Genomic DNA, 24593 nt, shown 5'->3' on the forward strand with positions numbered 1-24593 from the left:
TCAAACCGCCATCGGCGCAGTCAACGGCTCATGGTGCCGATAGTCGACGAGCGTGAAGTCTGAAGGCTCGATCTTTTCGAGCCATTCGGGTTGATACACGCCGGTCGTCGCGTAGTCGGGCACGCGGTCGCTGATCGACAGACGCGGGCTCGGATACGGTTCGCGCGTGAGCTGCCGCTGCAGCATGTCGAGCTGGTTTTCGTAGATGTGCGCATCGCCGATGAAGTACGTGAACCAGCGCGGCGTATACCCCGTCAGGCGCCCGACGAGATGCAGCAGCGCGGCGCCTTCCGCGAGATTGAACGGCGTGCCGAGACCCACGTCGTTGCTGCGGATGTAGAGGCACAGCGAGATCTCGCGCTTCGATGCGTTCGGCAGGAACTGGTACAGCAGATGGCACGCGGGCAGCGCGATCTGGTCGAGCACGGCCGGATTCCACGCATGAAACAGGATGCGGCGGTCGGACGGGTTCTGCATGATCGTGTCGAGACACTGCCGCAGCTGATCGACCGCCTTGTAGAGCAGCACCTTGCGCTCGCCGTTCTCTTCGAACGTGGTCACGACGCTGAAACCGCGCGACGCCGCATCGTCGAGCTGCGCGCTCGCGTCAGCTGGCAGGACCTTGTACGCGGGCCAGCGGCGCCATTGCACGCCATACACGTCGCCGAGATCGTCCGGACCTTCGCGGTACGGATTCGCCAGCCACTGCGGATTGTCGTTCGCGTTCGCGTCCCACACCTTGCAGCCGAGCGCGCGAAAATCCGCGGCGCTCTTCGATGCGCGCAGAAACCCGACCAGCTCGCCGATCGCCGATTTGAACGCGAGCTTCTTCGTCGTCACGGCGGGAAAACCCTGCTGCAGATCGAAGCGCAGCATCGCGCCGGGCATGCTGATCGTGCGGATGCCGGTGCGGTTTTCCTGCCAGCTGCCGGTATCGAGTATCGAGCGGACGAGCTCGAGATATTGGTTCATGCGGGATCCTTCGGCTGCGCGCTTGTGCTTGTGGTCGTACAAGCCACGCGCTTCTGTGCGGAACGCAGAAGCGGATCTGCGTCGAAAGCAGGATTCTAGCAAGCGCTGGACGGGAACGCTGGGCAAGCCCGCGGCGCGACGCTCACCACCCGCGCAAATGAAACGCGGCGCCGTGCATCACACACGGCGCCGCGTATTCGGACAAGCAAGCGACAGGCAAAACGCGCTCAAGCAAAACGAAGCTTGTCAGCTCACAGATGCGGTACGGTCGCCACGCCGCCGTGCGCGATCCGGTCGCCCGGACCGTCGGCTTCCATATGGCGCATGCCGTGCGCGCACAGCAGACGGTACAGCGTGACGCGCGAGATGCCGAGTTCCTGCGCCGCATCGCCGAGACGCCCGCGATGACGCAACAACGCAAGCTCGATGGCCTGGCGCTCGGCCGCTTCGCGCGCCTGCGCGAGCGACACCGGCACGATCTCGACGAACTCCGCGAGCTCGAGATCGGCCGCGGTGATCGCGCGCCCTTCGGACATCACGATCGCACGGCGCACGCGGTTGATCAGCTCGCGCACGTTGCCGGGCCAGCTGTAGTTATGCAGCGCCGCGATCGCATCCGGCGAGAAGCCGCGCAGACGCCGGCTCGCATCTTTGCGGAAACGCTCGAGCATGTGCCGCGCAAGCAGCTCGATGTCCTTGCCGCGCGCGCGCAGCGGCGGCTCGTCGATCTGCAGCACGCACAGACGGTGATAGAGGTCGGAGCGGAACCGCCCTTCGATCATCGCCGCGGTCATGTCCACGTGGGTGGCCGAGATGATCCGCACGTCGACCGGGATCGCCGCGTGGCCGCCGAGACGCTCGACCTTGCGCTCCTGCAGGAAGCGCAGCAGGCTCGCCTGGCTTTCCAGCGGCAGGTCGCCGATTTCGTCGAGGAACAGCGTGCCGCCGTTGGCAGCCTCGACCCGGCCGATCTTGCGCTGGTTCGCGCCGGTGAACGCGCCGCGTTCGTAGCCGAACAGTTCGGATTGCAGAAGATGCGGCGGGATCGCGCCGCAATTGATGGCGACGAACGGCGCACTGCGCCGCGACGAACGCTCGTGAATGGCGACCGCCGTCAGTTCCTTGCCGGTGCCCGACTCGCCCGAGATGAACACCGGCGCATCGGTCATCGCGACCTTGCGGATCGAGCGGAACAGCGCGAGCATCGCGTCGCACGAGCCGACCATCTCGCCTTCCGTGCCCGCGAGGGTCGAATCGTTCGATGCAGGTTCGCCGAGCGACACCATGCCGTATGCGTGACCGACCGAATCGACGATGCGGTCGCCGGAATACGGCACGGTAACGTAGTCGAAACAGTAGTCGCGCACGAGACGGCGCAGCGACGCGTCCTGCAGCTGGCCGGGCATCGTGGCCGCGACCCAGCCGACGTTCGGCATGGTCAGGCAGGCTTCGAAACTGGCGATTTCATGTTGCAGGAAACAGCTCGAGAGATCGAGCAATCCCCCAGCGGCGGAGCCGGCGCGCAACGCGCGCCGCACATCGCGCGCCGAGCCCACGACTTCCACGTTCCAACCCCGCTCGTGGAAACAGTCGTGCAACTCCGTGCTCGGGTCGCGAGTGACGTAAATCAGTTGCCGCGTTGCGGATTCCATTATTCAGATCCTCGTCAACGAACGTTAAGGACGACGGCGCGTACCTGAACGAAAAAACTTCAGACACGCGAACTCGCTCCCGGTTTCACCCCAGGGTGAAACCGAACGGCCATTCCATTCCGTGCGGACAGCGGATCCCCGATAAGCGGCGTGTGTGTATTTCAGACGGCCCTGATGGCGGGCTTTTTAAAAGTGAAGCTGTTTTCGAGAGCTTACTATACCCGCGTCCGGCACGAAAACAAATATGCAGCGGAAATTGCCCGGAAGCGCTTCCAGCAAGGCTCAGCGCGGAATCGGACGAATTTTCCGGGATGATTAAAAAGCAACACCAGGGCGAATTTCCGCTTTACAAACGCGAGGGTCCGGAGGGGTCGTTCATCGGTATTTTCTGCCGCCCGTTTCAGTGCTGAAACGTTTTCCCGCGTTTTCATCCCGCGAATTTTCGACGCCTTCCGCGAAGCCCAATAGCAGCAACGGAAAGCGGCGCATGGCATATGTCTCGCTACTGGTGACGCACCAAGGAGACACATCATGCGACCCGTTTTCACCTTCAAGGTGCGTATCCAGACCGCCGGTTGTGCATCTCTCGCCGCGCTCGCGCTGGCGCTCATCTCGACGGCCGGCTATGCGCAGGAAGCGCCCGCGACGGATTCCGCGAACGTCCCGAATCTCGTCGCGAACGACATGCCCGCTGTGATGAACGGCCCGATGGCGATCGAAGCCGTCGCCGACGACAGCCAGCGTATCAGCGACGCGTTCGTCGTCTCGTCCGACACCTCCACCAGCAACGCACCGCTCGACGATCAGGTGCTGTCGCATCAGCGCGGCGGCAAGGTCGGCATGGTGATGGTCGCCGCGACGCCGCAGCTGATGCAGGGCAACAACGTGACGCTGTGGGACGAGATCGCGCCGCCCGCGCCGGTGCCGGCGATTCCCGTCGACGCGTCGCGCTCGACGCAGGAAAACGTCGCGAGCTATACGCGCCGCTAGCGCCAACGCAAACGTTCACGACACGACCGACGTACAAGGAGTTGCGATGAGCCCTCTTCTTCCGGTCCCGAGCAGTCGCCGCCCGTTGGCGAACCCGCTCCTCGCCGCGGCGCTCGCGGTGTTCGCGGGACTCGCGTCGGGTGTCGCCGGTGCGCAGCAGGTCGTGAATCCCGGCGACATCATCGTCGAGCGGACCGTCACGCCGCGCAGCGCGTTCGACACCGTGCCGAAAGACCAGGACCCGGTCGCGGTGCGCGCCACCACGTTCCCGGCCAACACCTTCAATCCGGCGCTCGCCCAGCTCGCCACCGACGCGGACCTGACGAACGCGCACGGCTCGAGCGGCATCGCGCCGAACGGCGCGCTCACCGGCAGCGGCATGCAGGCGGTCACGCGGATCCTGTCCGGCAACGCGACCGGCAGCAACGTCGCGCTGAACGCGGGCGCGATCGGTCAGCCGGCGCCGGGACTCGGCGGGCAGCTGTCGTCGTCGGTGTCGGGTGCGCTCGCGCCGCTGACCAACGCACTGTCGGGCTCGATGGGAGGCCTGCGATGAGCCCGCGCGCCCGCCTCGCTGCCGCGACGTTCGCCGGCTGCGCGCTCGTCGCCGCGACGGCCGCCCACGCGCAGCGCGTGCCGGTGGTGAACGGCGACGCGACGATCGAATCCGGCGCGGGTGTCTCGACGAACGGTGTCGTGACGGTCAACGAAGCCGCGGGCCTGAACAACGCGCAGGCCAACCAGATGACGATCACGCAGGGCGGCACGGCCGCCGGCAGCGACAACGCCAGCGTGCAGAGCGCATCGGCGCGCGCGAAGGTGCCGAGTGCCCACGCGACGATCGAAGGCAACGCATTCTCGAATTCTTCCGGAGCCCTGATGATCAATCAGGCCGCCGGAGCAGCGAATCTCCAGCGCAACAGTGTGCAGATCGGCACTGGGGTGCCAGGAGTCGAGACCGTTACGGATGGGGAGCTATCCGCGACGGCCCCGAAAAACGGCGGTCAGGATCTGGTGGGTGGGGTTCGTAGCGTGCGCGAGGCAAACATTTCCAGTGACGCCTTCAAGAACGTCAGCGGGATCGTGCAGATCAACCAGACTGCCGGCGCCGGTAACACCACGGCAAACAGTTTTGTGCTCCGTCCCCCGGCGGGCACTCTTTTCTGAAGTACCACATACGTATCGGAGCGATAACCATGAAACGCACTCTCATTGCTACTGCCGTCCTCGCAGCCGCGTCGACCAGCGTGTTTGCAAACGGCGTCAAGGATCCGTTCATCTTCAACGCCACGCTGGTCGGCGAAGAAGTCGGGGTACAGGGCTGGGTCACGCTGTTCGGCTGTGTCGACGTCAACAGCACCGCCGGCGCCGTGGTCAACAACACGCAGAACGTGTGGGCGAACCACTCCACGATCTCGCCGAATGCACAGAGCTACGAAACGGGCCACGTGACCACGTCGGTCAACAACTCGACCTCGCAGTTCAGCACGAACGGTTCGGCCTATGCGGCTGTGGCAGTGGCTTCGACGAGCTCGTCGAAGCAGTCGTCGGGCTTCTCGGCATCGGGTAAATACGCGTACGGCAACCAGTCGAGCGCATCGATCGCCGGCGGCTACGAGTACAGCGCGCAGGACGCGAACATCTCCGGTTCGTCGAGCCACAGCAGCCACGACCAGGGCGGCCACATCGTCGCGGGCGGCATCATCGGCGGCAGCTATGGCTACGACGTGCACAACGGCCCGCACAGCGGCTCGGGCAGCGGCTATGTCGCCGGAGGCCTCGCCGCCGGATACAACGAGTCGAACTACTCGAACTCGCACAGCGTGAACAGCAACTTCGCCGCCACCGAAGGGTCGGGCCAGGGCGCGGCATGGGTCAAGCAGCGGGATTCGGGCTCCGGCTACGCGAGCGTGAGCGGCAAGGAATCGAGCTACGAGAATTCCTCGTCGTCGGCTTCCGAAGGGATCGCCGCGGTGTGGGGCCTCACCTCGAACACGACGAACGACAACACGACGGTCAAGGGTAGCGTGACGCAGCACATCGACACGCAGACCCCGGGCAACCTGACCGCGACAACCGGCACAGGCGCCGCGACGGGCGTGTCGGGCAACATCGGCGTGAACATCGCGGAAGGCATCGACAATGCGCAGGCCAACGACGCATCGCTCGCATCGATCGACGCCGGCAACGTGTTCGGCAATGCGCAGGTGTTCAACAACCAGTCGTCCGGCGGCTCGGCGAGCATCAAGAACTTCAACGTGAATGCGTCGCTGGGTGACAACTCGCTGAAGAGCGCGACCGGCAACATCGGCGTGAACATCGCCTCGGGCGTGGGCAACGTGCAGAACAACAGCATGGCTGCCTCGACCTCGACGGTGACGGCGAAGAACGCGAACGGCGCGATGGTCGCAACGGATCAGAACGACCAGACCGCCGAGCTCGCGTTCAGCGGCTCGTTCGAAGGCACGGCTTCGCTCGGTGCGGGCGCGCTGTCCGGCGCCACCGGCAACATCGGCGTGAACATCGCCGGCGGCGCTGGCAACGTGCAGCACAACGGTCTCGCGATCGCCTCGATGAGCAAGTAACAGGCGACCCAGCAGACTGGGGGTATTCGCATCACACAGGCGGGAACGCGCCGGCGGCCAGTGCAGCCGCCGGCGCGCACTCAGGAGACCAGCATGTCCGGGTTTTTCCGGTTCCCGGTGTCGCGGTTCGTCGTGGCGCTGGCAGGTTGCATATTGTGTGCGGCAGGCCACGCTCAGTCGAGCATCGACACGTCTACTCTCGTCGGCGTACCGCTCGTTAAATCGATCCGCTCGATGAGAGACATCCGCTACAGCCACATCGTCAGCCAGCAGTATGACTACAGCTGCGGTGCGGCCGCGCTCGCGACGCTTCTCAGGTACGGCTACGGCATCGACATCCCGGAGACAGAACTGATCCGCCGGATGATGGTGTTCTCGACGCCCGAGGTGGTCGTGAAGAACGGCTTCTCGATGCTCGACATGAAGAAGTTCGTCGAGACCATCGGGCTGCGCGGACGCGGGTTCCGGGTCAACACGGAAGCGCTCTATCACCTGCAGATTCCTGTCCTCGTGCTGATGAACATCGACGGTTACGAACACTTCGTGATCGTCAAGCATGCCGAAGACGGCCGCATTTTCATTGCCGACCCGGCGCTTGGCAATCGCATCGTGCTCGAAGGGGACTTCTCGAAGACGTGGAACGGCCTCGTCTTCGCGGTTCTCGGCAAACCGTTCCGGGAGGACTCGCCGCTCCTGCAGGACAACGAGTCGCTCGCGCTGAAACTGCGCGCGAACGCGCTCGCGAACGGCACGGCGGCGACGCCCTTCGTCGAATACGGCTTGATCAAGGCCGAACTTTTCTGATCCGACCATGAAGCGCCACCTCTCACAGATCGGCCTCGCGTTGTGCGCCACAGCGTGCGGTCTCTCGGATGGTGCGTTTGCCGCCGAAGGTACCGGTGTGTCTCCGGTACCGGCCTTTCTCTCGACGGGCGATGTCGCACCACAAGGCGTCAAATGTCAGGCCGTCGGCGACGACGTGCTTGCCCAGCAGACCGGCAGAGGAGCCGGTGGAGAAATGATTTCCGGGTTCGTGTTGAACCTGTTGTCGCAATGGCAGTTGCCGAACGGCGCGACGGCGGTCGCGCAAGGCTCGCTCTCGGTCGCGCAGAACACGGCGAACCAGCTGAGCGCAAACGTGAGCACGCTCGCGCGCGTGACCGATCCGGGCGGGGGCTCGGGTAACAACGGCGCGAACCCGAACGCGAGCGTGAACGGCGGGCAGAACGTGTCGGTGAACGGCGTGTCGCAGATCACCCAGGTGGCCGGCAACGGCAATCTTGGAATCAACGGCGCGCAGATCGACTTCAATAACAGCACCGCGTCGGTTTCGACGATGCCGGGCGGCAGCAACGCGCTTTCGTCAGCCGCCGAAAACGCGGCCGGCACGATCAAGGCGGGCATCTCGTTCGGCGGCAACGGCGTGACGGTCGCGCTGCAGACGCCGGCCGGCATCTCGACGCAGACGATCACGCCGAGCAATGCGATGGGCACGAGTTCGATCGCGCAGCTGCTGCAGATCGCGGGCAACAACCAGCAGGTCGCCAACCAGCTCCAGCTGCATCTGCAGACGCAACAGATGTCGGCGGCGATGATCCGTCAATCGGGCGTGCTGCAGGCGCTACAAAACTCAATCAGCAGACGATAGTCAGGAGAACGATGCGGGCCGCCACCCGCGCCACAAGCGGTGAACAGCAGTATCGATCAGGCAGCGCACGGGGTTGGGGACTCCGTCATGCGCTGTCCGGGTGGGAACACCGGGGGACACAACAATGATGAACCGTACCACGACGAGAGCGCCGGGCAGCGTGCTCGCGGCCATTCCGGCCGCGGTCATCCTGTTCGCGCTGTCGCAGTCGGCCGCCGCGCAGGCGATCGCCGACCAGTCCGTCGAAGACCGGCTGAACACGTTGATGCGCGTGGTCGACCAGCAGCAGAAGCAGATCCAGTCGCTCGAGCGCCAGGTCACGAACCTCGAGATGCAGCAGCGCGGCCGCGGCCTCGCAGGTGCACCGATCGAAGGCGCGGCGGTGGCCGAGCAGCCCGGCAGCGACGGGCTGCCCGTGCAGTTGCCGCCGCTCGCGCAGGTGACCCCGGGGGCATCCGCGCCGGGCGGTACGACCGGCACCGCGACCGGCGTGCCGGTCAACCCGCCGTCGCCCGACAATGCGCCGGCGGAACCGTCCGCGACCACGGGGCCGAGCGGCACGAGCGGCCCCGCGACCGCGGCGGCGCCCAATGCGGCCTCGGCGCCCGGCACCGTCGGCGAGACGCAGAAGGCCGCGCAGCCGGTGCGCACGCAGTCGGAAGAGGCGGTCGTGCAGCGCCAGCAGGCGCCGCTCTTCGATCACAAGCTGACCCTCGACTGGGGCATCAGCGATACCTACTACGACCGCCGCCAGTTGCAGCTGTCGGGCTTCCTCGCGCTCGATGCGATCTTTCTCGGCAACATCAATCTGGGCGAAACGAAGTCGCACCAGATCATGGCCGACCTCGATACGCGCTATGGCCTGACGGACCGGGTCAGCGTCGACGTCGACGTACCGTACGAGTACCGGCACAGCTCGTTCATCGTCGGCGGCGCGGGCGGCGCGGCCAATACGCTGTCGGACGCGTCGGTCAGCTCGCACGCGCTCGGCGACGTCAACTTCGGGATCTACTACCAGTTCCTGAAGGAGACCAACAACCTGCCCGACGTGGTGGGCAGCCTGCGCGTGAAGACGCCGTCCGGCACGTCGCCGTTCGGCATCAAGGTCGAGCAGCTGACGCCGGACAACACGAATCTCGTCGCGCCGTCGAAGCTGCCGACGGGCACGGGCTTCTGGAACGTCACCGCGGGCATGTCGGTCCTGAAGACCTACGACCCGGTGGTGCTGTTCGGCAGTCTTTCGTACACCTACAACGTGGCGCGCTCGTTCGCCGACATTTCGTCGGTGGTCGGTCAGACCGAGCCCGCGGACGTGAAGCTGGGCGACATCATCCAGTTCGGCGGCGGCGTGGCGCTCGCGTTCTCCGACAAGGATTCGGCGAGCATCTCGTACACGATGGCGATCGAGCCGCAATCGAAGACGAAGGCGCCGGGCGGCGAATGGGTGGGCGTACCGGGCAGCGAAACCACTGCCTCGGTGCTGAACTTCGGACTGAATCACGTGGTGAACAAGCACCTGACGATCAACGGCGCGGTGTCGGTGGGATTGACGCCGGATGCGCCGAACTTCGTCGTCGGCTTGCGCTTTCCGTACACCTTCTGACGTGCCAACGACATACGAGGCCGATCGTGCGTGACATTCCTCATCTGACCACGGTGAAACCGCGACTGACGGTGGCCCGACCGCCGGAGCTGTCCATCGGCGTACCGCCTGCGGAACAGGTCGGCCTCAACGGTACAGGCGGCGCGCTTCCGCCGCCGACGCTCGAAGCCACGCTGTCGGCCGAGCTGCCGTCGGGCGAGACGGTCAGCGTGCAGGCGGACGTGCTGGCGCCGCCGTTGCGCGCGGTGCCGCCTGTCTCGCCGGTTGCGGCCGTGCTGCCGGTCGTGCCGCTCGCGGAGCCTGTCGCTGTCGTGAAGAACCCTGGCCGCGGTCGACCGAAAGGCAGCACCGCTGCAGCCGTAGCGGCACGGCTGCGCGCCGAGCGCTCGCTGCTGTACGTCGCGCGCGTACCGGACGAAGTGCTGTGCGCACACCTGAAGCACGCGGGCTGGAGTGTTTCGGTCGCGCGCTCGGCGGTGGAGATGCTGCGCATGATGCGTCCCGACGTGGCGGGCGCGGGCATCGTCGACCTGAGCAGTTTTCCGGTGCGCGATCTCGCGAGTCTGGAACCCGGCCTGCGCCAGCCGCAGGTGAGCTGGATCGCGCTCGCCACCCCGCAGCGCATCGACGAACCCGACGTGCGCCGCCTGATCCGCCACTACTGCTTCGACTACGTGAAGACGCCGGTGCCGGAAGCGACGGTCGACTATCTGGTCGGCCACGCGTACGGGATGGCGACGCTGTGCGACGCGGAATCGACCGCGCCCGTCGCGCCGGCGGGCGACGACGAAATGGTCGGCACCTGCGACGCGATGCAGCAGCTCTTCCGCACGATCCGCAAGGTCGCGAACACCGACGCGACGGTGTTCATCTCCGGCGAGTCGGGCACCGGCAAGGAGCTCACCGCGCTCGCGATCCACGAGCGCTCGTCGCGCCGCAAGGAGGCGTTCGTCGCGATCAACTGCGGCGCGATTCCGCATCATCTGCTGCAGTCCGAACTATTCGGCTACGAGCGCGGCGCGTTCACCGGTGCGAACCAGCGCAAGATCGGCCGGGTCGAAGCCGCGGGCGGCGGCACGCTGTTCCTCGACGAAATCGGCGATCTGCCGCTCGAAAGCCAGGCGAGCCTGTTGCGCTTCCTGCAGGAAGGCAAGATCGAGCGGCTCGGCGCGCACGATTCCGTGCCGGTCGACGTACGGGTGATTTCCGCGACGCACGTCGATCTCGAAACCGCGATGCGCGAGGGGCGTTTCCGCCAGGACCTGTATCACCGGCTGTGCGTGCTGCGCATCGACGAACCGCCGCTGCGCGCCCGCGGCAAGGATATCGAAATCCTCGCGCATCACATCCTGCACAAGTTCAAGACGGACAGCGCGCGCAAGATCCGCGGCTTCACGCCGTCGGCAATCGAGGCGATGTACAACTACAACTGGCCCGGCAACGTGCGCGAACTGATCAACCGCGTGCGGCGCGCGATCGTGATGGCGGAGAACAAGCTGATCTCGGCCGAAGATCTCGATCTCGACAACTTCGCCGAGCAGCAGACGATGTCGCTCGCGCAGGCCCGCGAGCTCGCCGAGAAGCGCGCGATCGAAACGGCGCTGCTGCGGCACCGGCATCGTCTGAACGAGGCCGCGATCGATCTCGGCATTTCGCGTGTCACGCTGTACCGGCTGATGGGTACGCACGGGCTGCGCGAAACCAGCGCCGGCGACGAGCGGCATCTGTTCACCGGCGAGGCGGATGGGCCGGAGGGCGTGTAAAGAGTGACGGCGTTTGATCCGTCTGGCTACGTGCAGGCGGATCTGACGCACCGTCACCGTCGGGTAAAATTCGAAGCGCTCTTATCCACGAGTCCTTCGATGACCACCCTGACCTTGATCCTCGCTCGCGCACGCAACGGCGTGATCGGCCGCGACAACACCCTGCCGTGGCGGCTGCCGGAAGACCTCGCGCACTTCAAGCGCACGACGATGGGCGCGCCCATCATCATGGGCCGCAAGACCTGGGATTCGCTCGGCCGCCCGCTGCCGGGCCGCCACAACATCGTCGTCACGCGCGACGCCGCGCGCCGCTACGACGGCTGCGACACGGTGACGAGCCTCGCCGACGCGCTCGTGCTTGCCGCGAAAGACGGCGCCGACGAAGTGTTTCTGATCGGCGGCGCGCAGCTGTATGCCGAAGGGATCGGCCGCGCGGACCGCATGCTGATCACCGAGATCGACGCGGATTTCGAAGGCGACACCACCTTCCCCGCGCCGGACGCGACGCAATGGGAAGAGGCGGAGCGCGAAACGCATCGCGCGCAGGCGCCGAACGAATTCGACTACGCGTTCGTCACGTGGCAACGCAAGGTCGTGGCGTAGCGCAACATCGTCGGCATTGAACGGCTCAACGAAAAAGCGCCACGGCATCTGCATGCCGTGGCGCTTTTGTCTGTGCTGCTTTAGTTGCGCTGACTGATGACGCAACGCAACGCGATCACTGCCCCGCGATCGTCATCTTCTCGATCAGCACCGAGCCCGTGTGCTTGGTGCCGCGCACGATCGTGTCCGCGCCGATCGCGACGATGTGGTGGAACATCTCCTGCAGCGTGCTCGCGACGGTAATCTCCTCGACCGGATACTGGATCTCGCCGTTCTCGACCCAGAAACCCGACGCGCCGCGCGAGTAGTCGCCCGTTACGTAGTTGACGCCCTGCCCCATCAGCTCGGTCAGCAGCAACCCGGTACCGAGTTTCTTCAGCATCGCCTTGAAGTCGTCTTCCGGACGCGTCAGCGAACTCACCAGCGACAGGTTGTGCGAGCCGCCCGCGTTGCCCGTGGTGGGCATCTTCAGCTTGCGCGCCGAATACGTGGACAGGAAGTAGCCTTCGACCACGCCGTCCTTCACCACCGACCGCCGCTTCGTGCGCACGCCTTCTTCGTCGAACGGCGCGCTGCCCATCGCGCGCGGCACGTGCGGGTCTTCGACCACCTGGATGTGCGGCGCGAACACCGGCTTGCCGAGGCTGTCGGTCAGGAACGAGGTCTTGCGGTACAGCGCGCCGCCGCTCGCGGCCTGCACGAACGCGCCGAGAATGCCGGCGGCGAGCGGCGCTTCGAACAGCACCGGCACCTTGCGCGTGTCGAGCCCGCGCGCGCCGATGCGCGCGAGCGCGCGTTCGGCCGCGTAGCGGCCTACCGCTTCCGGATCGGCGAGTTCGGTCGAGCTGCGCTTCGACGAATACCAGTCGTCGCGCTGCATCGAACGGCCGGAACCCGCGATCGGGGCGCAGGCGACGTAATGCCGCGAGTACGGATAGCCGCCGACGAAGCCGCGCGACGTGGCCAGCACGAACTGCGAGTGCTGCGCGGAAACGCTCGCGCCTTCGGAGTTGCGGATCTGCGGATCGGTCGCGAACGCGGCGTCTTCGGCGCGGCGCGCGATTTCGACGGCTTCGTCCGCGGACAGGTTCCACGGGTGATACAGATCGAGGTCGCGCGGATCGGTTTCGAGCAGCTCCGATTCCGCGAGACCCGCGCAGTCGTCTTCCGCCGTGAAGCGCGCGATGTTGTATGCGGCCGCGACGGTGTCCTTCAGCGCTTCGGACGAAAAGTCCGACGTGCTCGCGTTGCCGCGCTTGTTGCCGATGAAGACGGTCACGCCGACCATCTTGTCGCGGTTGTGCTCGATCGTCTCGACTTCGCCGCACCGCACCGACACCGACAGGCCGTCGCCTTCGGAGATTTCGGTGGCCGCATCGGTGCCGCCGAGCGCCTTCGCGTGCTTGAGGATGTCCGAGGCGATCTGCTTCAGCTCGTCCTGGGTGTGCGGGAAATAGCGCTGCCTGACGTCTGTGTCCATGTCTGCTGCCATTGTGTTTGCCGTCTCTCGCCGGTGCGCGGGCCGCGTGCCGTCCGCCGGCCCGCGCCTGACTTGACGTATGTGACGTCAGGCGCGGCGCCCCGGCGGGTGGTGGCCCAGGGGCGATGGGCGTTACCGCCCATCGGTTGAAAGAACCATCCCGCGATCATAGCAAGGTCCGCGCGTTCGCACGCGCCTTCGCATGATGGTTCGCATGGACTTGCGCCGCGGCGGGGACGGACCGGCAGGCTACAATAGCGGGATGACACGCAAAACCCGCATTCAGCCGATGGCGTCCGCCGACGACGCGCACGACGACCACGGCTACGACCGCCCCAGCAAATCCCAGTTGAAGCGCGAGATGCACGCGTTGCAGGCGCTCGGCGTGGCGCTCGTCGAGCTGCCGAAAGACGCGATCAAGCGCATGCCGATGCCGGAACACCTCGCCGACGCGGTGCACGAAGCACGCCGCATCACCGATCACGAAGGCCGGCGCCGCCAGCTGCAGTACGTCGGCAAGGTGATGCGCTCGCTGACCGACGACGAAACCGGCGCGCTGCGCACCGCGCTCGACGCATACAACGGCGTCAACAAGGCCGAAACGGCGCGCCTGCACTGGATCGAGCGCACCCGCGAGCAGCTGCTCGAAAACGACGACGCGCTGACGGTGTTCCTGCGCCAGCACCCCGCCGCCGATCCGCAGGAAGGCCGCACGCTGATCCGCAACGCCCGCAAGGAAGCGCAGCAGAGCAAGCCGCCGCGCTACTTCCGCGAGCTGTTCCAGTGGATCAAGAACGTGAGCGGCGCGCCCGGCGACGACGCAGCGGACGGTGATCAAGCCACTCCGGAAGACGACGATGACGACGCCCACGCGTAACCATCCCGACGAGATCGTGATCGGTCTCGTGTCAATCAGCGACCGCGCAAGCAGCGGCGTCTACGAGGACAAAGGGATTCCATCGCTGCAGGAATGGCTCGGCGCCGCGCTCGCGTCGCCGTTTCGCACGGAAACGCGGCTGATCCAGGACGACGCGCCGACCATCTCGGCCACGCTGATCGACCTGGTGGATTCGGTGGGCTGCGATCTCGTGCTGACGACGGGCGGCACGGGTCCGTCGCGGCGCGACGTGACGCCGGAAGCGACGCTGGCGGTCGGTACGAAGGCAATGCCGGGCTTCGGCGAGCAGATGCGGCAGATCAGCCTGAACTTCGTGCCCACCGCGATCCTGTCGCGACAAGTTGCGGTGATCCGCGAGACGCCCGCGCATGCGGCGCTGATCGTCAACCTGCCGGGGCAGCCGAAGTCGATCAAGGAAACGCTGGAAGGCTTGCGCGATGCGGACGGCGCGGTGAAGGTGCCGGGCATTTTCGCCGCGGTGCCGTACTGCATCGATCTGATTGGGGGGCCGTACGTCGAGACCAACGACGCGGTGGTGAAGGCGTTCCGTCCGAAGAACGCGCAGCGGCCGCCGCGCGCTTCCTGAACCTTTGCGTATGCCCCGCGCTTACTTCGGGGCGGGCTGATCCACGGCCAGCGGCACGCTCGCGGCCGGCACGAGGAAGTGCTCGCGGTAGTAGCGCAGCTCGTCGATCGATTCGTGGATGTCGGCGAGCGCGGTGTGCATCGCGCGCTTCTGGAAGCCCTTGTAAGTGGCCGGCATCCAGCGGCGGCACAGTTCCTTCAGCGTGCTCACGTCCAGATTGCGGTAGTGGAAGAAGCGCTCGAGCTCGGGCATCCAGCGCGCCATGAAACGGCGGTCCTGGCAGATCGAGTTGCCGCACATCGGCGACTTGCCGGGCGGCACGAACTGGCCGAGAAACGCGCGGATCTGCTCGGTGGCGTCGGCTTCCGTGACCGTGGATGCGCGCACCCGGTCGATCAGGCCCGAGCGGCCATGCGTGTTCTTGTTCCAGTCGTCCATCCTGTCGAGCGTTTCGTCGCTCTGATGAATGGCGAGCACGGGTCCTTCGACGACCTTGTCCAGATTCGAATTCGTCACGACGACCGCGATCTCGATGATGCGGTCGGTATCCGGTTCGAGACCCGTCATCTCCATGTCGAGCCAGATCAGGTTCATGTCGCTGCGTTCGAGCGTCGGCTGGTTGGCGGGTTCGAGGTTGTCGGTCATGTGAGGCAGCCTTGGGAAGCGGAAGCGGAATCGGTGGCGCCCGGCCGCCCTCGCCCGGTGCGAACCGACGGGGCGAACTGACGGGGCGAAGCGAAGGCCGGCGGCGCGCCGGAATAGCAGTTTGCGGGAGCGAGCCCGCCGGACGGCGAGCACATATAATTGTCGCATAGATACCACGAGTTCCCCGGATGCCCAACCTGATCTTCACCGCCGTTTTCGTCATCGCCGTGGTGGCGATGGTCGCGACCAAACTGTGGCTCGCGTCGCGCCAGATCCGCTTCGTCGCCGCGCATCGCGGCCAGGTGCCGCAGCAGTTCGAGCAGACGATCCAGTTGAGCGCGCATCAGCGCGCAGCCGACTACACGATCGAACGCACGCGCCTCACGATGCTCGAGATCGTGGTCGGCGCCGCGGTGCTGATCGGCCTCACGCTGCTCGGCGGCGTGCAGGCGCTGGACTTCGCGATCAGCGGCTGGCTCGGCCGCGGCTGCCTGGGCCAGATCGGGCTCGTCGCGGCGGTCATCGCGATCACCGGCATCATCGATCTGCCGTTCGACTACTACCGCCAGTTCGTCGTCGAGGAGCGCTTCGGCTTCAACCGGATGACGCGCGCGATCTTCGTCAGCGACCGCGTGAAGGGCGTGCTGTTCGGCGTCGTGCTCGGCCTGCCGCTGCTGTTCGTCGTGCTGTGGCTGATGACGCAGGCGGGTTCGCTGTGGTGGCTGTGGACGTGGGTCGTCTGGGTCGTGTTCCAGATGCTCGTGCTGGTGCTGTACCCCACGTTCATCGCGCCGTTCTTCAACAAGTTCGAGCCGCTGACGGATGACGCGCTTCGCTCGCGCATCGAAGGCCTGATGAAACGCTGCGGCTTCGCGGCGAAGGGCCTCTTCGTGATGGACGGCAGCCGCCGCTCGGCGCACGGCAACGCGTATTTCACCGGCTTCGGCGCGGCAAAGCGCATCGTGTTCTTCGATACGCTGATCGCGCGCCTGTCGGGCAGCGAGATCGAGGCGGTGCTCGCGCACGAACTCGGCCACTTCAAGCGGCGTCACGTGATCAAGCGGATGGTCGTGATTTTCGGGCTCAGCCTCGTGATGCTCGCGCTGCTCGGCTGGCTGTCGCAGCGCGTATGGTTCTACGAAGGGCTCGGCGTGCGGCCGTCCATCCTCGGCGGCAATCAGGGGCTGGCGCTCGTGCTGTTCTTCCTCGCGCTGCCGGTGTTCGCGTTCTTCGTGACACCGCTCGGCAGCCTGAGCTCGCGCAAGCACGAGTTCGAGGCAGACGCGTTCGCGGCGACGCAGACGGACGCGCAGGACCTCGTCAACGCGCTGGTGAAGCTTTACGAAGACAACGCGTCGACGCTCACGCCCGACCCGGTCTACACGGCGTTCTACTACTCGCATCCGCCGGCGTCGCAGCGCATCGACCGTCTGTTGCGGCACGCATGAGCGGGCGTCCTTCGAAGGGCGCGCGCGGTGGCGGCGGCGCTGCCCGGAACGCCGGCGGTTCGGCACGCGTGCATGGTCTCGTGATCGCGGCGCACGGCCGTCACTACCTCGTGGCGCCCGAGAGCGGCGGCGCGCCGCTGCAATGCTTTCCGCGCGGCAAGCGCAGCGAAATCGCGGTGGGCGACCGCGTGATCTACGAACCGACCTCCGCCGACCAGGGCGTGATCGTCGAGATCGATATCCGGCGCAACCTGCTGTACCGGTCGGATCAGTACAAGTCGAAGCTGTTCGCGGCGAATCTGGACCAGTTGCTGATCGTGCTCGCCACTGAACCGCATTTCAGCGAAGACCTGCTCGGCCGCGCGCTCGTCGCAGCCGAAGCCAACGAGCTGAAACCGGTGATCGTGCTGAACAAGATCGATGTGGAGAGCGCGTTGCCGCTCGCGCGCGAACGGCTCGCGCCGTATCGCGAGCTGGGTTATACGGTGCTGGAAGTGTCCGTGAAGACGCGTCAGGACGAAGCGCTCGAGGTGCTGTCCGGGCATCTGCGCGAGCATGCGACGCTGCTGCTCGGCCAGTCGGGCATGGGCAAATCGACGCTCGTGAACCTGCTGGTTCCCGACGCCGAAGCCGCGACCCGCGAGATTTCGACCGCGCTGAACAGCGGCCGCCACACCACCACGTTCACGCGGCTCTATCCGCTCGACCGTCACGATTCGCACGCAGGCGCGCTGATCGATTCGCCAGGCTTCCAGGAGTTCGGCCTGCATCACCTGACCGAAGGCAAGCTGGAGCGCGCGTTTCCGGAGTTCCGGCCGCTCTTGCCAAACTGCCGGTTCTACAACTGCCATCATCTGCACGAACCGGGCTGCGCGATTCTCGACGCCGTCGAAGGTGGCCGCATCGGGAAGACGCGGCACGCGCTGTATGCGCAGCTTGTCCACGAAGCGAGCCAGATCGTGCGCTGACGCGCGCGGCGCCACGGTCCGTCCCGCTGCCCTACTGCCCTACCTGTCCGGCCCATTCACATGCTCCGACTCATGCGCGCACCGAATCTCGTGATCGGCCAGCATTGGGTCAACGTGCTCGCCGTCGCCGGGATCCGTTGCGAACTCCACAACTGCTATCTGAACGGCGCACTCGGCGAGATTCCCGCCGACCAGTGCGCGCCGGAGCTATGGCTGATGGACGAGCGCGACGAGATGATCGCGCTTCGGCTGATCGACGCGGCGAAGCGCGGGCCGTCGCCGGATGCGCCGCCATGGCGCTGCCGGCAATGCGGGGAGACGCTGGAGGCGCAGTTCACGGTCTGCTGGCAGTGCGGAACGGCGCGCGATCCGCTGGATGGGTGAGGGTTGCTGCGGTTGCGGTTGTGGCTACGGTTACGCGACCCACACGGCGATCGTGAGCATCAACAGCAGGATCATCCACAGGATCACCGCGCGCCACACGAGGCCCACCGCCGATTGCAGCGTGCGCGGCGTGCAGTCGTCGCCGACCGGCATCACACCGCCGTCGCCCGTGGACAAAGCATCGAGGCTGGATTGCTCCGCAAGCGGGCCGGCCAGACGCGCGCCCAGCGCGCCGCTGCCCGCGGCGAGCAGCACGCCGTCGTTCGGGTCGGGCCATTGCCGCGCGTGGTTGCGCCACGCGTAGATCGCGTCTTCGAAGTTGCCGACGATCGCGAAGCCGAGCGACGTCAGCCGCGCGGGCACCCAGTCGATCACGAAGAACGCGCGCTGCGCGAACGTGGAGAACGCCGCGGTGCGATCCGCGGCCGGCTCGGACCACGTACGTGCCAGATACTCGGCGATGCGATACAGCACCGCGCCCGCCGGACCGATCGGCACCAGAAACCAGAAAAACACGCCGAACACATGGCGATGCGACGCGACCACCGCGTGGATCAGCGTGTGACGCACGATCTCGCTGACGGGCATGTCGAGCGTATCCATGCCGGTCCATTCCGTCAGGATCTCGCGGGCACGCGGCACGTCGTCGTTGTTGAGCGCGAGATGGATGTCGGTGAAATAGTGGCTGAACTGCCGGAAACCGAGCGTGAAGTAGACGATCGCGACGTTCCACAGGAACGCCAGCACGAAGCTGATGTGATACAGCACGTAGTAGACGAGCGCGACGGCGAGCGTCCACGGCAGTACCACCGCGAGCCACGCGAGCACACCGTGTTTCTGCTTGCCGGCATCGAACCCCTGCGCCGCCGACTCCGCATGATATTGAAGCAGCGCGGACACCGGATTGTTCGGCGACAACGCGCGCATCTGTTCGATGATGAGTGCCAGCAATACGGAGAAAAAAGTCATGCGATGCGCCGAGCGATTCGAGTTTTTACGATTGTCTTGTAACGATAGCACAGGGTCGGATGACCCTGGACAGCCGTTGCGGGGAAACGGCACTCGTGCTGCGCCCCTCGCTCAGACGGCCAGATACCGATAGAAGTTGCGCAGCATGCCGGCCGTGGCGCCCCAGATGAAGTAATAAGCGGACAGGTCGTCCAGCTCCCGCGCTTGTGCGGCGGACGCGGAGGCGGCATCCGGCTCGCGCGGATACGGCATCGAGAAAAAGCGCCGTTCGCCGCCCTCCCAGCGCAGCACGCGGATCTCGTGGTGAGCCGGGTCCATCAGAAAGCTCAACGGCACTTCGAAGATCGACGCGACTTCGAGCGAATCCGGCGCGACCTCGAACGGCGGATGCACGAGGCCCACCACTGGCGTCACGTTGAAGCCGGTGCCGGTCAGATACTCGGGCAGCGAACCCAGCACCTCGACGCGCGAAGGGTCGAGACCGATCTCTTCCTGCGCCTCACGCAGCGCAGTGGCGACCGAGTCCGCGTCTTCCGGCTCCTGGCGGCCGCCGGGAAAGCTCACCTGGCCGGCGTGATCGTTCAGATGATCGGCTCGTTGCGTGAGCAACACCGTGAGGCCCGCGTCGCGCACGACGAGCGGCACGAGCACCGACGCGATGCGCGGATCGATGTCCTCGCGCCACTTCACCTCGCGCGATTCCTGTTCCCACGGCAGTTGCTGTTTGAAACGGGCGCGCAGACTGTCGGGCGTCAGCTTGCGTGGGTCGACCGGCGGCAAGCGGACGCCGGTCGACTCGACAGGCAGGGTTTCGGGATCGAAGATGGGACGGCGAATCACGGGGTCTCGCGGGTTACTGGGTGGCCGAGCGGGCAACCGGAAACAGCTCCGATCGCCGACTGACGACATTTTGGCCCGGAAATGAAAAAAGCACCCGCGAGGGGTGCTTTTCCTTACAGCTTTTACTCCTGCGCGGCGGCAGCTGCGCGGTCTTTCGACACCAGCTTTTCCTTGATCCGGGCCGACTTGCCCGAACGTTCGCGGAGGTAGTACAGCTTCGCGCGACGGACGTCACCGCGACGCTTCACGACGATGCTGGCGAGCAGCGGCGAGTAGGTCTGGAACGTACGCTCGACGCCTTCGCCCGACGAAATCTTGCGGACGATGAACGACGAATTGAGGCCACGGTTGCGCTTCGCGATCACGACGCCTTCGTAAGCCTGAACGCGCTTACGGGTACCTTCGACGACGTTCACGCTGACGATCACCGTATCGCCCGGTGCGAATTCGGGGATGGTCTTGCCTGCGAGCGCGCGCTCGATTTCTTCCTGCTCGAGTTTTGCAATCAGATTCACGTTTGACTCCTTATGCCATCTTGTCGGCGTTCGCGCCTGCCTTGCTTTCGCAAGGAATACGGCCCCGATAGAGGATGGATTCACAACTGGCGCCGACCACGCATGGGCGGCACCGCCTGGTTCCCGCTTCCGGGCGGCAGGACATCAGCCCTGCTTTGCCTCTTTGGCGAGATTTGCGAGCCATGCCTCGTCGGCACGGCTCAACAACTGGTTCTTTCTGGCCCGATCGACCAGATCGGGACGCTTCAGCCACGTATTGCGCAGCGCCTCGCGGCGGCGCCACAGCTCGATCTCCGCATGATGGCCGCCGAGCAGCACATCGGGCACCCGCTCGCCCAGGTATTCCTCGGGTCGCGTGTAATGCGGACAATCCAGCAGGCCATCGACGAAACTGTCCTGCACCGCCGACTGCGCATCGTTCAGCACGCCCGGCAACTGGCGCACGATTGCGTCCATCAGCGCCATGGCCGGCAGTTCTCCGCCGGACAGCACGAAATCGCCGAGGCTGATTTCTTCGTCCACGCAACGATCGATCAGGCGTTGATCGATCGCTTCGTAGCGGCCGCACAATACGACGAGACCAGGCTGCTGCGCGAGCTGCATCACGCGCTCGTGGTTCAGCGTTCCGCCTTGCGGCGACATCATCACCACACGTGTACCGTCGGCGCCGATGCCCTGCGCCGCCTGCGCCGCTTTCGCCGCGCCGATCGCGTCTTCGAGCGGCCTGGCCAGCATCACCATGCCCGGACCGCCGCCATAAGGACGATCGTCGACGGTACGGTAGTTATCCGCCGTGAAATCGCGCGGATTCCACGTGCGCAAACCGTAACGCGCCTGCTTCGCCGCCCGGCTGGTAATGCCCCAATCGGTCAGCGCGCGGAACATCTCGGGAAAGAGCGTGACGACATCGAACTGCATCGCTCTCTCCGTTCAGCGAAACGTGTTCAGTAATCGGCTTCCCAGCTGACGGTGATCTGCTTCGCCGCCTGGTCGACCGTTTTGACGTAGACGCCGACGAACGGAATCAGACGCTCGCCGACGAGCGGCTTGCCATCCTTGCCGCTCTTGCCGTCCACCGGATACTCGACGCGCATGACCGAGTGCGCGCCGTTGTCGATCATGTCGGCCACGGTGCCGAGCGCAACGCCGGCTTCGTTGACGACCGCGAGGCCGATCAAGTCGATCCAGTAAAACTCATCGGCTTCGAGTGCGGGAAACTCGCCGCGGCTGATCGAGATGCGATAGCCGCGCAGCGCCAGCGCTTCGTCGCGATCCGCCGTTTCCGCGAACTGCGCGACGATGTGGTCGCTATGGACCTTCGCCCGCAATGCACGAACCGCGCGGCGCTCGGCGCCTTTCTGCAGCCACCAGCGCTTTGCGCTCAAGAGCGCATCGCCGCCACGGCCGGCGTCCGCATGCGCGGCAACCTTGACCCAGCCTTTCAGACCGTAGGCGTCGACGATGGCGCCGACTTCGACGACGTCGTCCGGGCAGACGGCGGATTCAGCCGGCTCCGCCACCGCGGGCACCTGCGCCTCGGCGGACGCCGCAGGATCGCGCTCGACCGGCTTGCGTACGAACGCCCCGAACGACGCAGCGGCGCGGCCCTCGCCCTTGGCGCGGCCTGCGCCGCCTGAATCACGCGCAGTCAACGGTCATCCCCACGGCTACATGCAGCCACACGAAACCTGATGTAAAACAGTCAGCTACCAGCGCTTAAGCAGCCGGTTGAGCCTTTTGCGCTTCCTTCACGAGGCGCGCGACCGTATCCGACAGCTGGGCGCCAACGCCTTGCCAGTACGTCAGACGGTCTTGAGCGATACGCAGCGATTCGCCCTTCGTCGCGACCGGGTTGTAGAAACCCACGCGCTCGATGAAGCGGCCGTCACGGCGGTTACGCGAATCAGTTGCGACGATGTTGTAGAACGGGCGCTTCTTCGAGCCGCCACGAGCCAAGCGGATGATGACCATACGAAATTCCTTGAAAACCGGGTTCGGAACTACTGAAACACGCGATTATAGCCCGAAAGCGACGCCATAACAAACACTTAGAACGATAATGTTGGGAATGCCGCGTGCACCGGCCGCATTGCCCGCAGAACCGGGCCGCAATCAGACATCAAGCCTGAGGGGGACGCCGTGACATCCGTACCTGCACCGCCCGCCATTGCCGGCCGCTTCGCGTGGCCGCGGCTTCGTGTTCGATTTCATGCCCGGTTTCGTGCTCTCGCCGGCTGGCTTGTCAACGCGCTGCTGACGGCGCTCGCCGCGCTCGCCACACCCGCCCATGCGGCGCTACCGGTCGACGAGATCAAGCTGCCGCCGGGCTTTCACATCGACGTGCTGTCCGACCAGGTGGCGGCCGCGCGTGAGATGGCGCTGTCGCCGAAGGGCATCCTGTACGCCGGCAGCTTCGACGGCCATGTCTACGCGCTCGAGCTGCGCGACGGCCGCGCCACCGCGGTCCACGTGATCGCGTCCGGGCTCGAAATGCCGGTGGGCGTGGCCTGGCGGGACGGCGCGCTGTACGTGTCCGCCGTGTCGAAGATCGTGCGTTTCGATGGGATCGACAGCCACCTCGACGCGCCGCCCGCGCCCGTTACGGTAACCGCCGGGTTGCCGACCGATCGTCACCACGGCTGGAAATTCATCGCCTTCGGCCCGGACGGCAAGCTGTACGTGCCGCAGGGCGCGCCGTGCAACATCTGCCAGCCGGACCGCAACCGCTACGCGATGATCGGCCGGATGAACGTCGACGGCAGCCACTACGAGACCATCGAGTTCGGCATCCGCAATACGGTCGGCTTCGCGTGGCATCCGGTCACGCACGAACTGTGGTTCACCGACAACGGCCGCGACCTGATGGGCGACGACGTGCCCGACGACAAGCTGAACCGCGCGCCCCGCGCCGGCATGGACTTCGGCTACCCGTACTGCCACGGCGGCGACGTCCTGGACCCGGAATACGGCAAGGGCCATTCGTGCAGCGACTTCACGCCGCCGGTTGCGAAACTCGGCGCGCACGTCGCGTCGCTTGGCATGCGCTTCTATACCGGCTCGATGTTCCCCGCCGACTATCGCGACAACATCTTCATCGCCGAACACGGCTCGTGGAACCGCAGCAAGAAGGTCGGCTACCGCGTGGTGCGCGTGATCGTGAACCCCGACGGCAGCGGCGCGCGACAGCAGGTCTTCGCCGAAGGGTGGCTGCAGCCGGGCGAGAAGGTCTGGGGCCGCCCCGCGGACGTGCTGCCGATGCCCGACGGCTCGCTGCTGATCAGCGACGACTACGCCGGCGCGATCTATCGGGTCACGTATTCGGCGCCTTGAGGTGACTCGCGGCGACTGAGGCAGCGCGAGGCACTTCAAGACACTTCGGTCGACCCATCCATCACACCAGCCTCGAACGTGACGCGCCCGAGGCGCGTCACGTTCCCGTTCGCGCCAGCACGCACAGCGTAAAATGCGCGACGTCGCACGCCACCCAATCCTGTCGAATCGCCTGCCGGCTCACCGACACCCGTTTCAAGCCGATCGCCTCCATGTCCACCGCTGCTTCGGATTTCCCGTACTTCCGCTCCAAGACCCTGACCGCCACCCTCGCCTTCTTCCTCGGCAGCGTCGGCGCGCATCGCTTCTATCTGTACGGCAAGCGCGACCTGTACGCCTGGATACACATCGTCGCGACGATCGTCGGTGTGCCAGGGCTGCTTCTGCTGATCGCCACTGAACGGGCATCGACGTTCGGCTGGATTCTCGTCGTGCCGGGTGCGGTTTCGCTGTTCGCGGCGTTCCTCGCGGCCATCGTCTACGGACTGCGCCCTGACGAGCGCTGGGACGCGCAGTTCAACGCGAACCGTCAGCGCCGCAGCCAGTCGGGCTGGGCGGTGATCTTCGTCGTGATCTTCTCGCTCTTGATCGGCGCGTTCCTGCTGATGTCCGGTCTCGCGTTCGCGTTCCAGACCTACTACGAATCGCAGGTTCAAGCGGCGAAGGCGCTGTCGCAATAGGCCTGGACAATAGACCCGGGCAATAGACCTGGAC

General features: G+C 65.7%; 26 protein-coding genes. 16 read left to right on the plus strand and 10 right to left on the minus strand.

Annotation, left to right across the window (positions count from 1 at the left end; all coding sequences use genetic code 11):
* Both DVS29_RS12420 and DVS29_RS12425 read right to left on the minus strand, forming a co-directional pair.
* Positions 1–972 carry a thymidylate synthase gene (locus tag DVS29_RS12420; RefSeq protein ID WP_118180747.1) on the minus strand — a complete coding sequence of 324 codons (972 nt, stop codon included), beginning with the start codon at positions 970–972 and terminating at the stop codon, positions 1–3.
* A 251-nt stretch (positions 973–1223) separates the two neighbouring features.
* Entirely contained in the window at positions 1224–2624 is a 1401-nt protein-coding gene (locus tag DVS29_RS12425; protein ID WP_118180748.1) for a sigma-54 dependent transcriptional regulator, read from the minus strand.
* 531 nt (positions 2625–3155) lie between these two features.
* Here DVS29_RS12425 and DVS29_RS12430 point away from each other — a divergent pair.
* From DVS29_RS12430 to DVS29_RS12470, 9 genes are all read left to right on the plus strand, one after another.
* Positions 3156–3614, plus strand: a complete 459-nt coding sequence (locus DVS29_RS12430; protein WP_118180749.1) for a hypothetical protein — start codon at positions 3156–3158, stop codon at positions 3612–3614.
* Between the two features lie 46 nt (positions 3615–3660).
* Positions 3661–4170, plus strand: a complete 510-nt coding sequence (locus tag DVS29_RS12435) for a hypothetical protein (RefSeq protein WP_118180750.1) — start codon at positions 3661–3663, stop codon at positions 4168–4170.
* Positions 4167–4781 carry a hypothetical protein gene (locus tag DVS29_RS12440; RefSeq protein WP_118180751.1) on the plus strand — a complete coding sequence of 205 codons (615 nt, stop codon included), beginning with the start codon at positions 4167–4169 and terminating at the stop codon, positions 4779–4781. Before DVS29_RS12435 ends, DVS29_RS12440 begins: the two co-directional genes overlap by 4 nt.
* A 29-nt stretch (positions 4782–4810) precedes the next feature.
* Positions 4811–6199 (plus strand): hypothetical protein, encoded by a 1389-nt coding sequence (locus DVS29_RS12445; RefSeq protein WP_118180752.1) that lies wholly within the window; start codon positions 4811–4813, stop codon positions 6197–6199.
* Positions 6200–6292: 93 nt separating this feature from the next.
* Positions 6293–7003, plus strand: a complete 711-nt coding sequence (locus DVS29_RS12450; RefSeq protein ID WP_118180753.1) for a C39 family peptidase — start codon at positions 6293–6295, stop codon at positions 7001–7003.
* 7 nt (positions 7004–7010) lie between these two features.
* Positions 7011–7847 carry a peptidase C39 gene (locus tag DVS29_RS12455; RefSeq protein WP_118180754.1) on the plus strand — a complete coding sequence of 279 codons (837 nt, stop codon included), beginning with the start codon at positions 7011–7013 and terminating at the stop codon, positions 7845–7847.
* Between the two features lie 124 nt (positions 7848–7971).
* On the plus strand, positions 7972–9450 hold the full coding sequence (locus DVS29_RS12460) for a hypothetical protein (RefSeq protein WP_164707899.1): 1479 nt from the start codon (positions 7972–7974) through the stop codon (positions 9448–9450).
* Between the two features lie 26 nt (positions 9451–9476).
* Complete coding sequence (locus DVS29_RS12465; RefSeq protein WP_420816102.1) at positions 9477–11213, plus strand: sigma-54 dependent transcriptional regulator; 1737 nt, start codon at positions 9477–9479, stop codon at positions 11211–11213.
* A gap of 99 nt (positions 11214–11312) precedes the next feature.
* Complete coding sequence (locus DVS29_RS12470; protein WP_118180755.1) at positions 11313–11816, plus strand: dihydrofolate reductase; 504 nt, start codon at positions 11313–11315, stop codon at positions 11814–11816.
* 115 nt (positions 11817–11931) lie between these two features.
* Here the strand turns inward: DVS29_RS12470 and pmbA are convergent, their stop codons facing one another.
* Positions 11932–13308: a metalloprotease PmbA gene (pmbA, locus tag DVS29_RS12475; protein ID WP_118180756.1), complete on the minus strand. Its 1377-nt coding sequence runs from the start codon at positions 13306–13308 to the stop codon at positions 11932–11934.
* A gap of 250 nt (positions 13309–13558) precedes the next feature.
* Between pmbA and yjgA the strand changes: the two genes are divergently transcribed.
* Both yjgA and mog read left to right on the plus strand, forming a co-directional pair.
* Complete coding sequence (gene yjgA / locus DVS29_RS12480) at positions 13559–14173, plus strand: ribosome biogenesis factor YjgA (protein ID WP_118180804.1); 615 nt, start codon at positions 13559–13561, stop codon at positions 14171–14173.
* A complete protein-coding gene (gene mog, locus DVS29_RS12485; protein WP_118180757.1) occupies positions 14154–14780 on the plus strand; it encodes a molybdopterin adenylyltransferase in 627 nt (208 codons plus the stop codon). Before yjgA ends, mog begins: the two co-directional genes overlap by 20 nt.
* A gap of 21 nt (positions 14781–14801) precedes the next feature.
* On the opposite strand, the gene orn is transcribed toward mog, so the two are convergent.
* Positions 14802–15425 carry an oligoribonuclease gene (gene orn / locus DVS29_RS12490; RefSeq protein WP_118180758.1) on the minus strand — a complete coding sequence of 208 codons (624 nt, stop codon included), beginning with the start codon at positions 15423–15425 and terminating at the stop codon, positions 14802–14804.
* Positions 15426–15613: 188 nt separating this feature from the next.
* Between orn and DVS29_RS12495 the strand changes: the two genes are divergently transcribed.
* The 3 genes from DVS29_RS12495 to DVS29_RS12505 are packed head-to-tail and all read left to right on the plus strand — an operon-like array spanning position 15614 to position 18225.
* Positions 15614–16873, plus strand: coding sequence for a M48 family metallopeptidase (locus DVS29_RS12495; RefSeq protein WP_118180759.1), 1260 nt, complete (start codon positions 15614–15616; stop codon positions 16871–16873).
* A complete protein-coding gene (gene rsgA / locus DVS29_RS12500) occupies positions 16870–17841 on the plus strand; it encodes a ribosome small subunit-dependent GTPase A (RefSeq protein ID WP_118180760.1) in 972 nt (323 codons plus the stop codon). The genes DVS29_RS12495 and rsgA overlap by 4 nt, the downstream gene beginning before the upstream one ends.
* Positions 17842–17901: 60 nt before the next feature.
* A complete protein-coding gene (locus DVS29_RS12505) occupies positions 17902–18225 on the plus strand; it encodes a putative signal transducing protein (RefSeq protein ID WP_118180761.1) in 324 nt (107 codons plus the stop codon).
* A 30-nt stretch (positions 18226–18255) separates the two neighbouring features.
* Here DVS29_RS12505 and DVS29_RS12510 read toward each other — a convergent pair whose 3' ends face one another.
* From DVS29_RS12510 to rpsP, 6 genes are all read right to left on the minus strand, one after another.
* On the minus strand, positions 18256–19194 hold the full coding sequence (locus DVS29_RS12510) for a CobD/CbiB family protein (RefSeq protein WP_118180762.1): 939 nt from the start codon (positions 19192–19194) through the stop codon (positions 18256–18258).
* Between the two features lie 111 nt (positions 19195–19305).
* Positions 19306–20034 carry a CoA pyrophosphatase gene (locus DVS29_RS12515; protein WP_240655560.1) on the minus strand — a complete coding sequence of 243 codons (729 nt, stop codon included), beginning with the start codon at positions 20032–20034 and terminating at the stop codon, positions 19306–19308.
* Between the two features lie 122 nt (positions 20035–20156).
* A complete protein-coding gene (rplS, locus tag DVS29_RS12520) occupies positions 20157–20549 on the minus strand; it encodes a 50S ribosomal protein L19 (protein ID WP_118180764.1) in 393 nt (130 codons plus the stop codon).
* Between the two features lie 144 nt (positions 20550–20693).
* Positions 20694–21467 (minus strand): tRNA (guanosine(37)-N1)-methyltransferase TrmD, encoded by a 774-nt coding sequence (gene trmD / locus DVS29_RS12525; protein WP_118180765.1) that lies wholly within the window; start codon positions 21465–21467, stop codon positions 20694–20696.
* 26 nt (positions 21468–21493) lie between these two features.
* Positions 21494–22201 carry a ribosome maturation factor RimM gene (gene rimM / locus DVS29_RS12530; protein ID WP_118180766.1) on the minus strand — a complete coding sequence of 236 codons (708 nt, stop codon included), beginning with the start codon at positions 22199–22201 and terminating at the stop codon, positions 21494–21496.
* 64 nt (positions 22202–22265) lie between these two features.
* Positions 22266–22520, minus strand: a complete 255-nt coding sequence (rpsP, locus tag DVS29_RS12535; protein ID WP_118180767.1) for a 30S ribosomal protein S16 — start codon at positions 22518–22520, stop codon at positions 22266–22268.
* A gap of 279 nt (positions 22521–22799) precedes the next feature.
* On the opposite strand from rpsP, the gene DVS29_RS12540 reads away from it, so the two are divergent.
* Positions 22800–23879 carry a PQQ-dependent sugar dehydrogenase gene (locus tag DVS29_RS12540; RefSeq protein ID WP_118180805.1) on the plus strand — a complete coding sequence of 360 codons (1080 nt, stop codon included), beginning with the start codon at positions 22800–22802 and terminating at the stop codon, positions 23877–23879.
* A 212-nt stretch (positions 23880–24091) separates the two neighbouring features.
* Entirely contained in the window at positions 24092–24559 is a 468-nt protein-coding gene (locus DVS29_RS12545) for an NINE protein (protein ID WP_118180768.1), read from the plus strand.
* Positions 24560–24593: the final 34 nt, after the last annotated feature.

Source organism: Paraburkholderia phosphatilytica (assembly GCF_003443895.1).
Taxonomy (GTDB): domain Bacteria; phylum Pseudomonadota; class Gammaproteobacteria; order Burkholderiales; family Burkholderiaceae; genus Paraburkholderia; species Paraburkholderia phosphatilytica.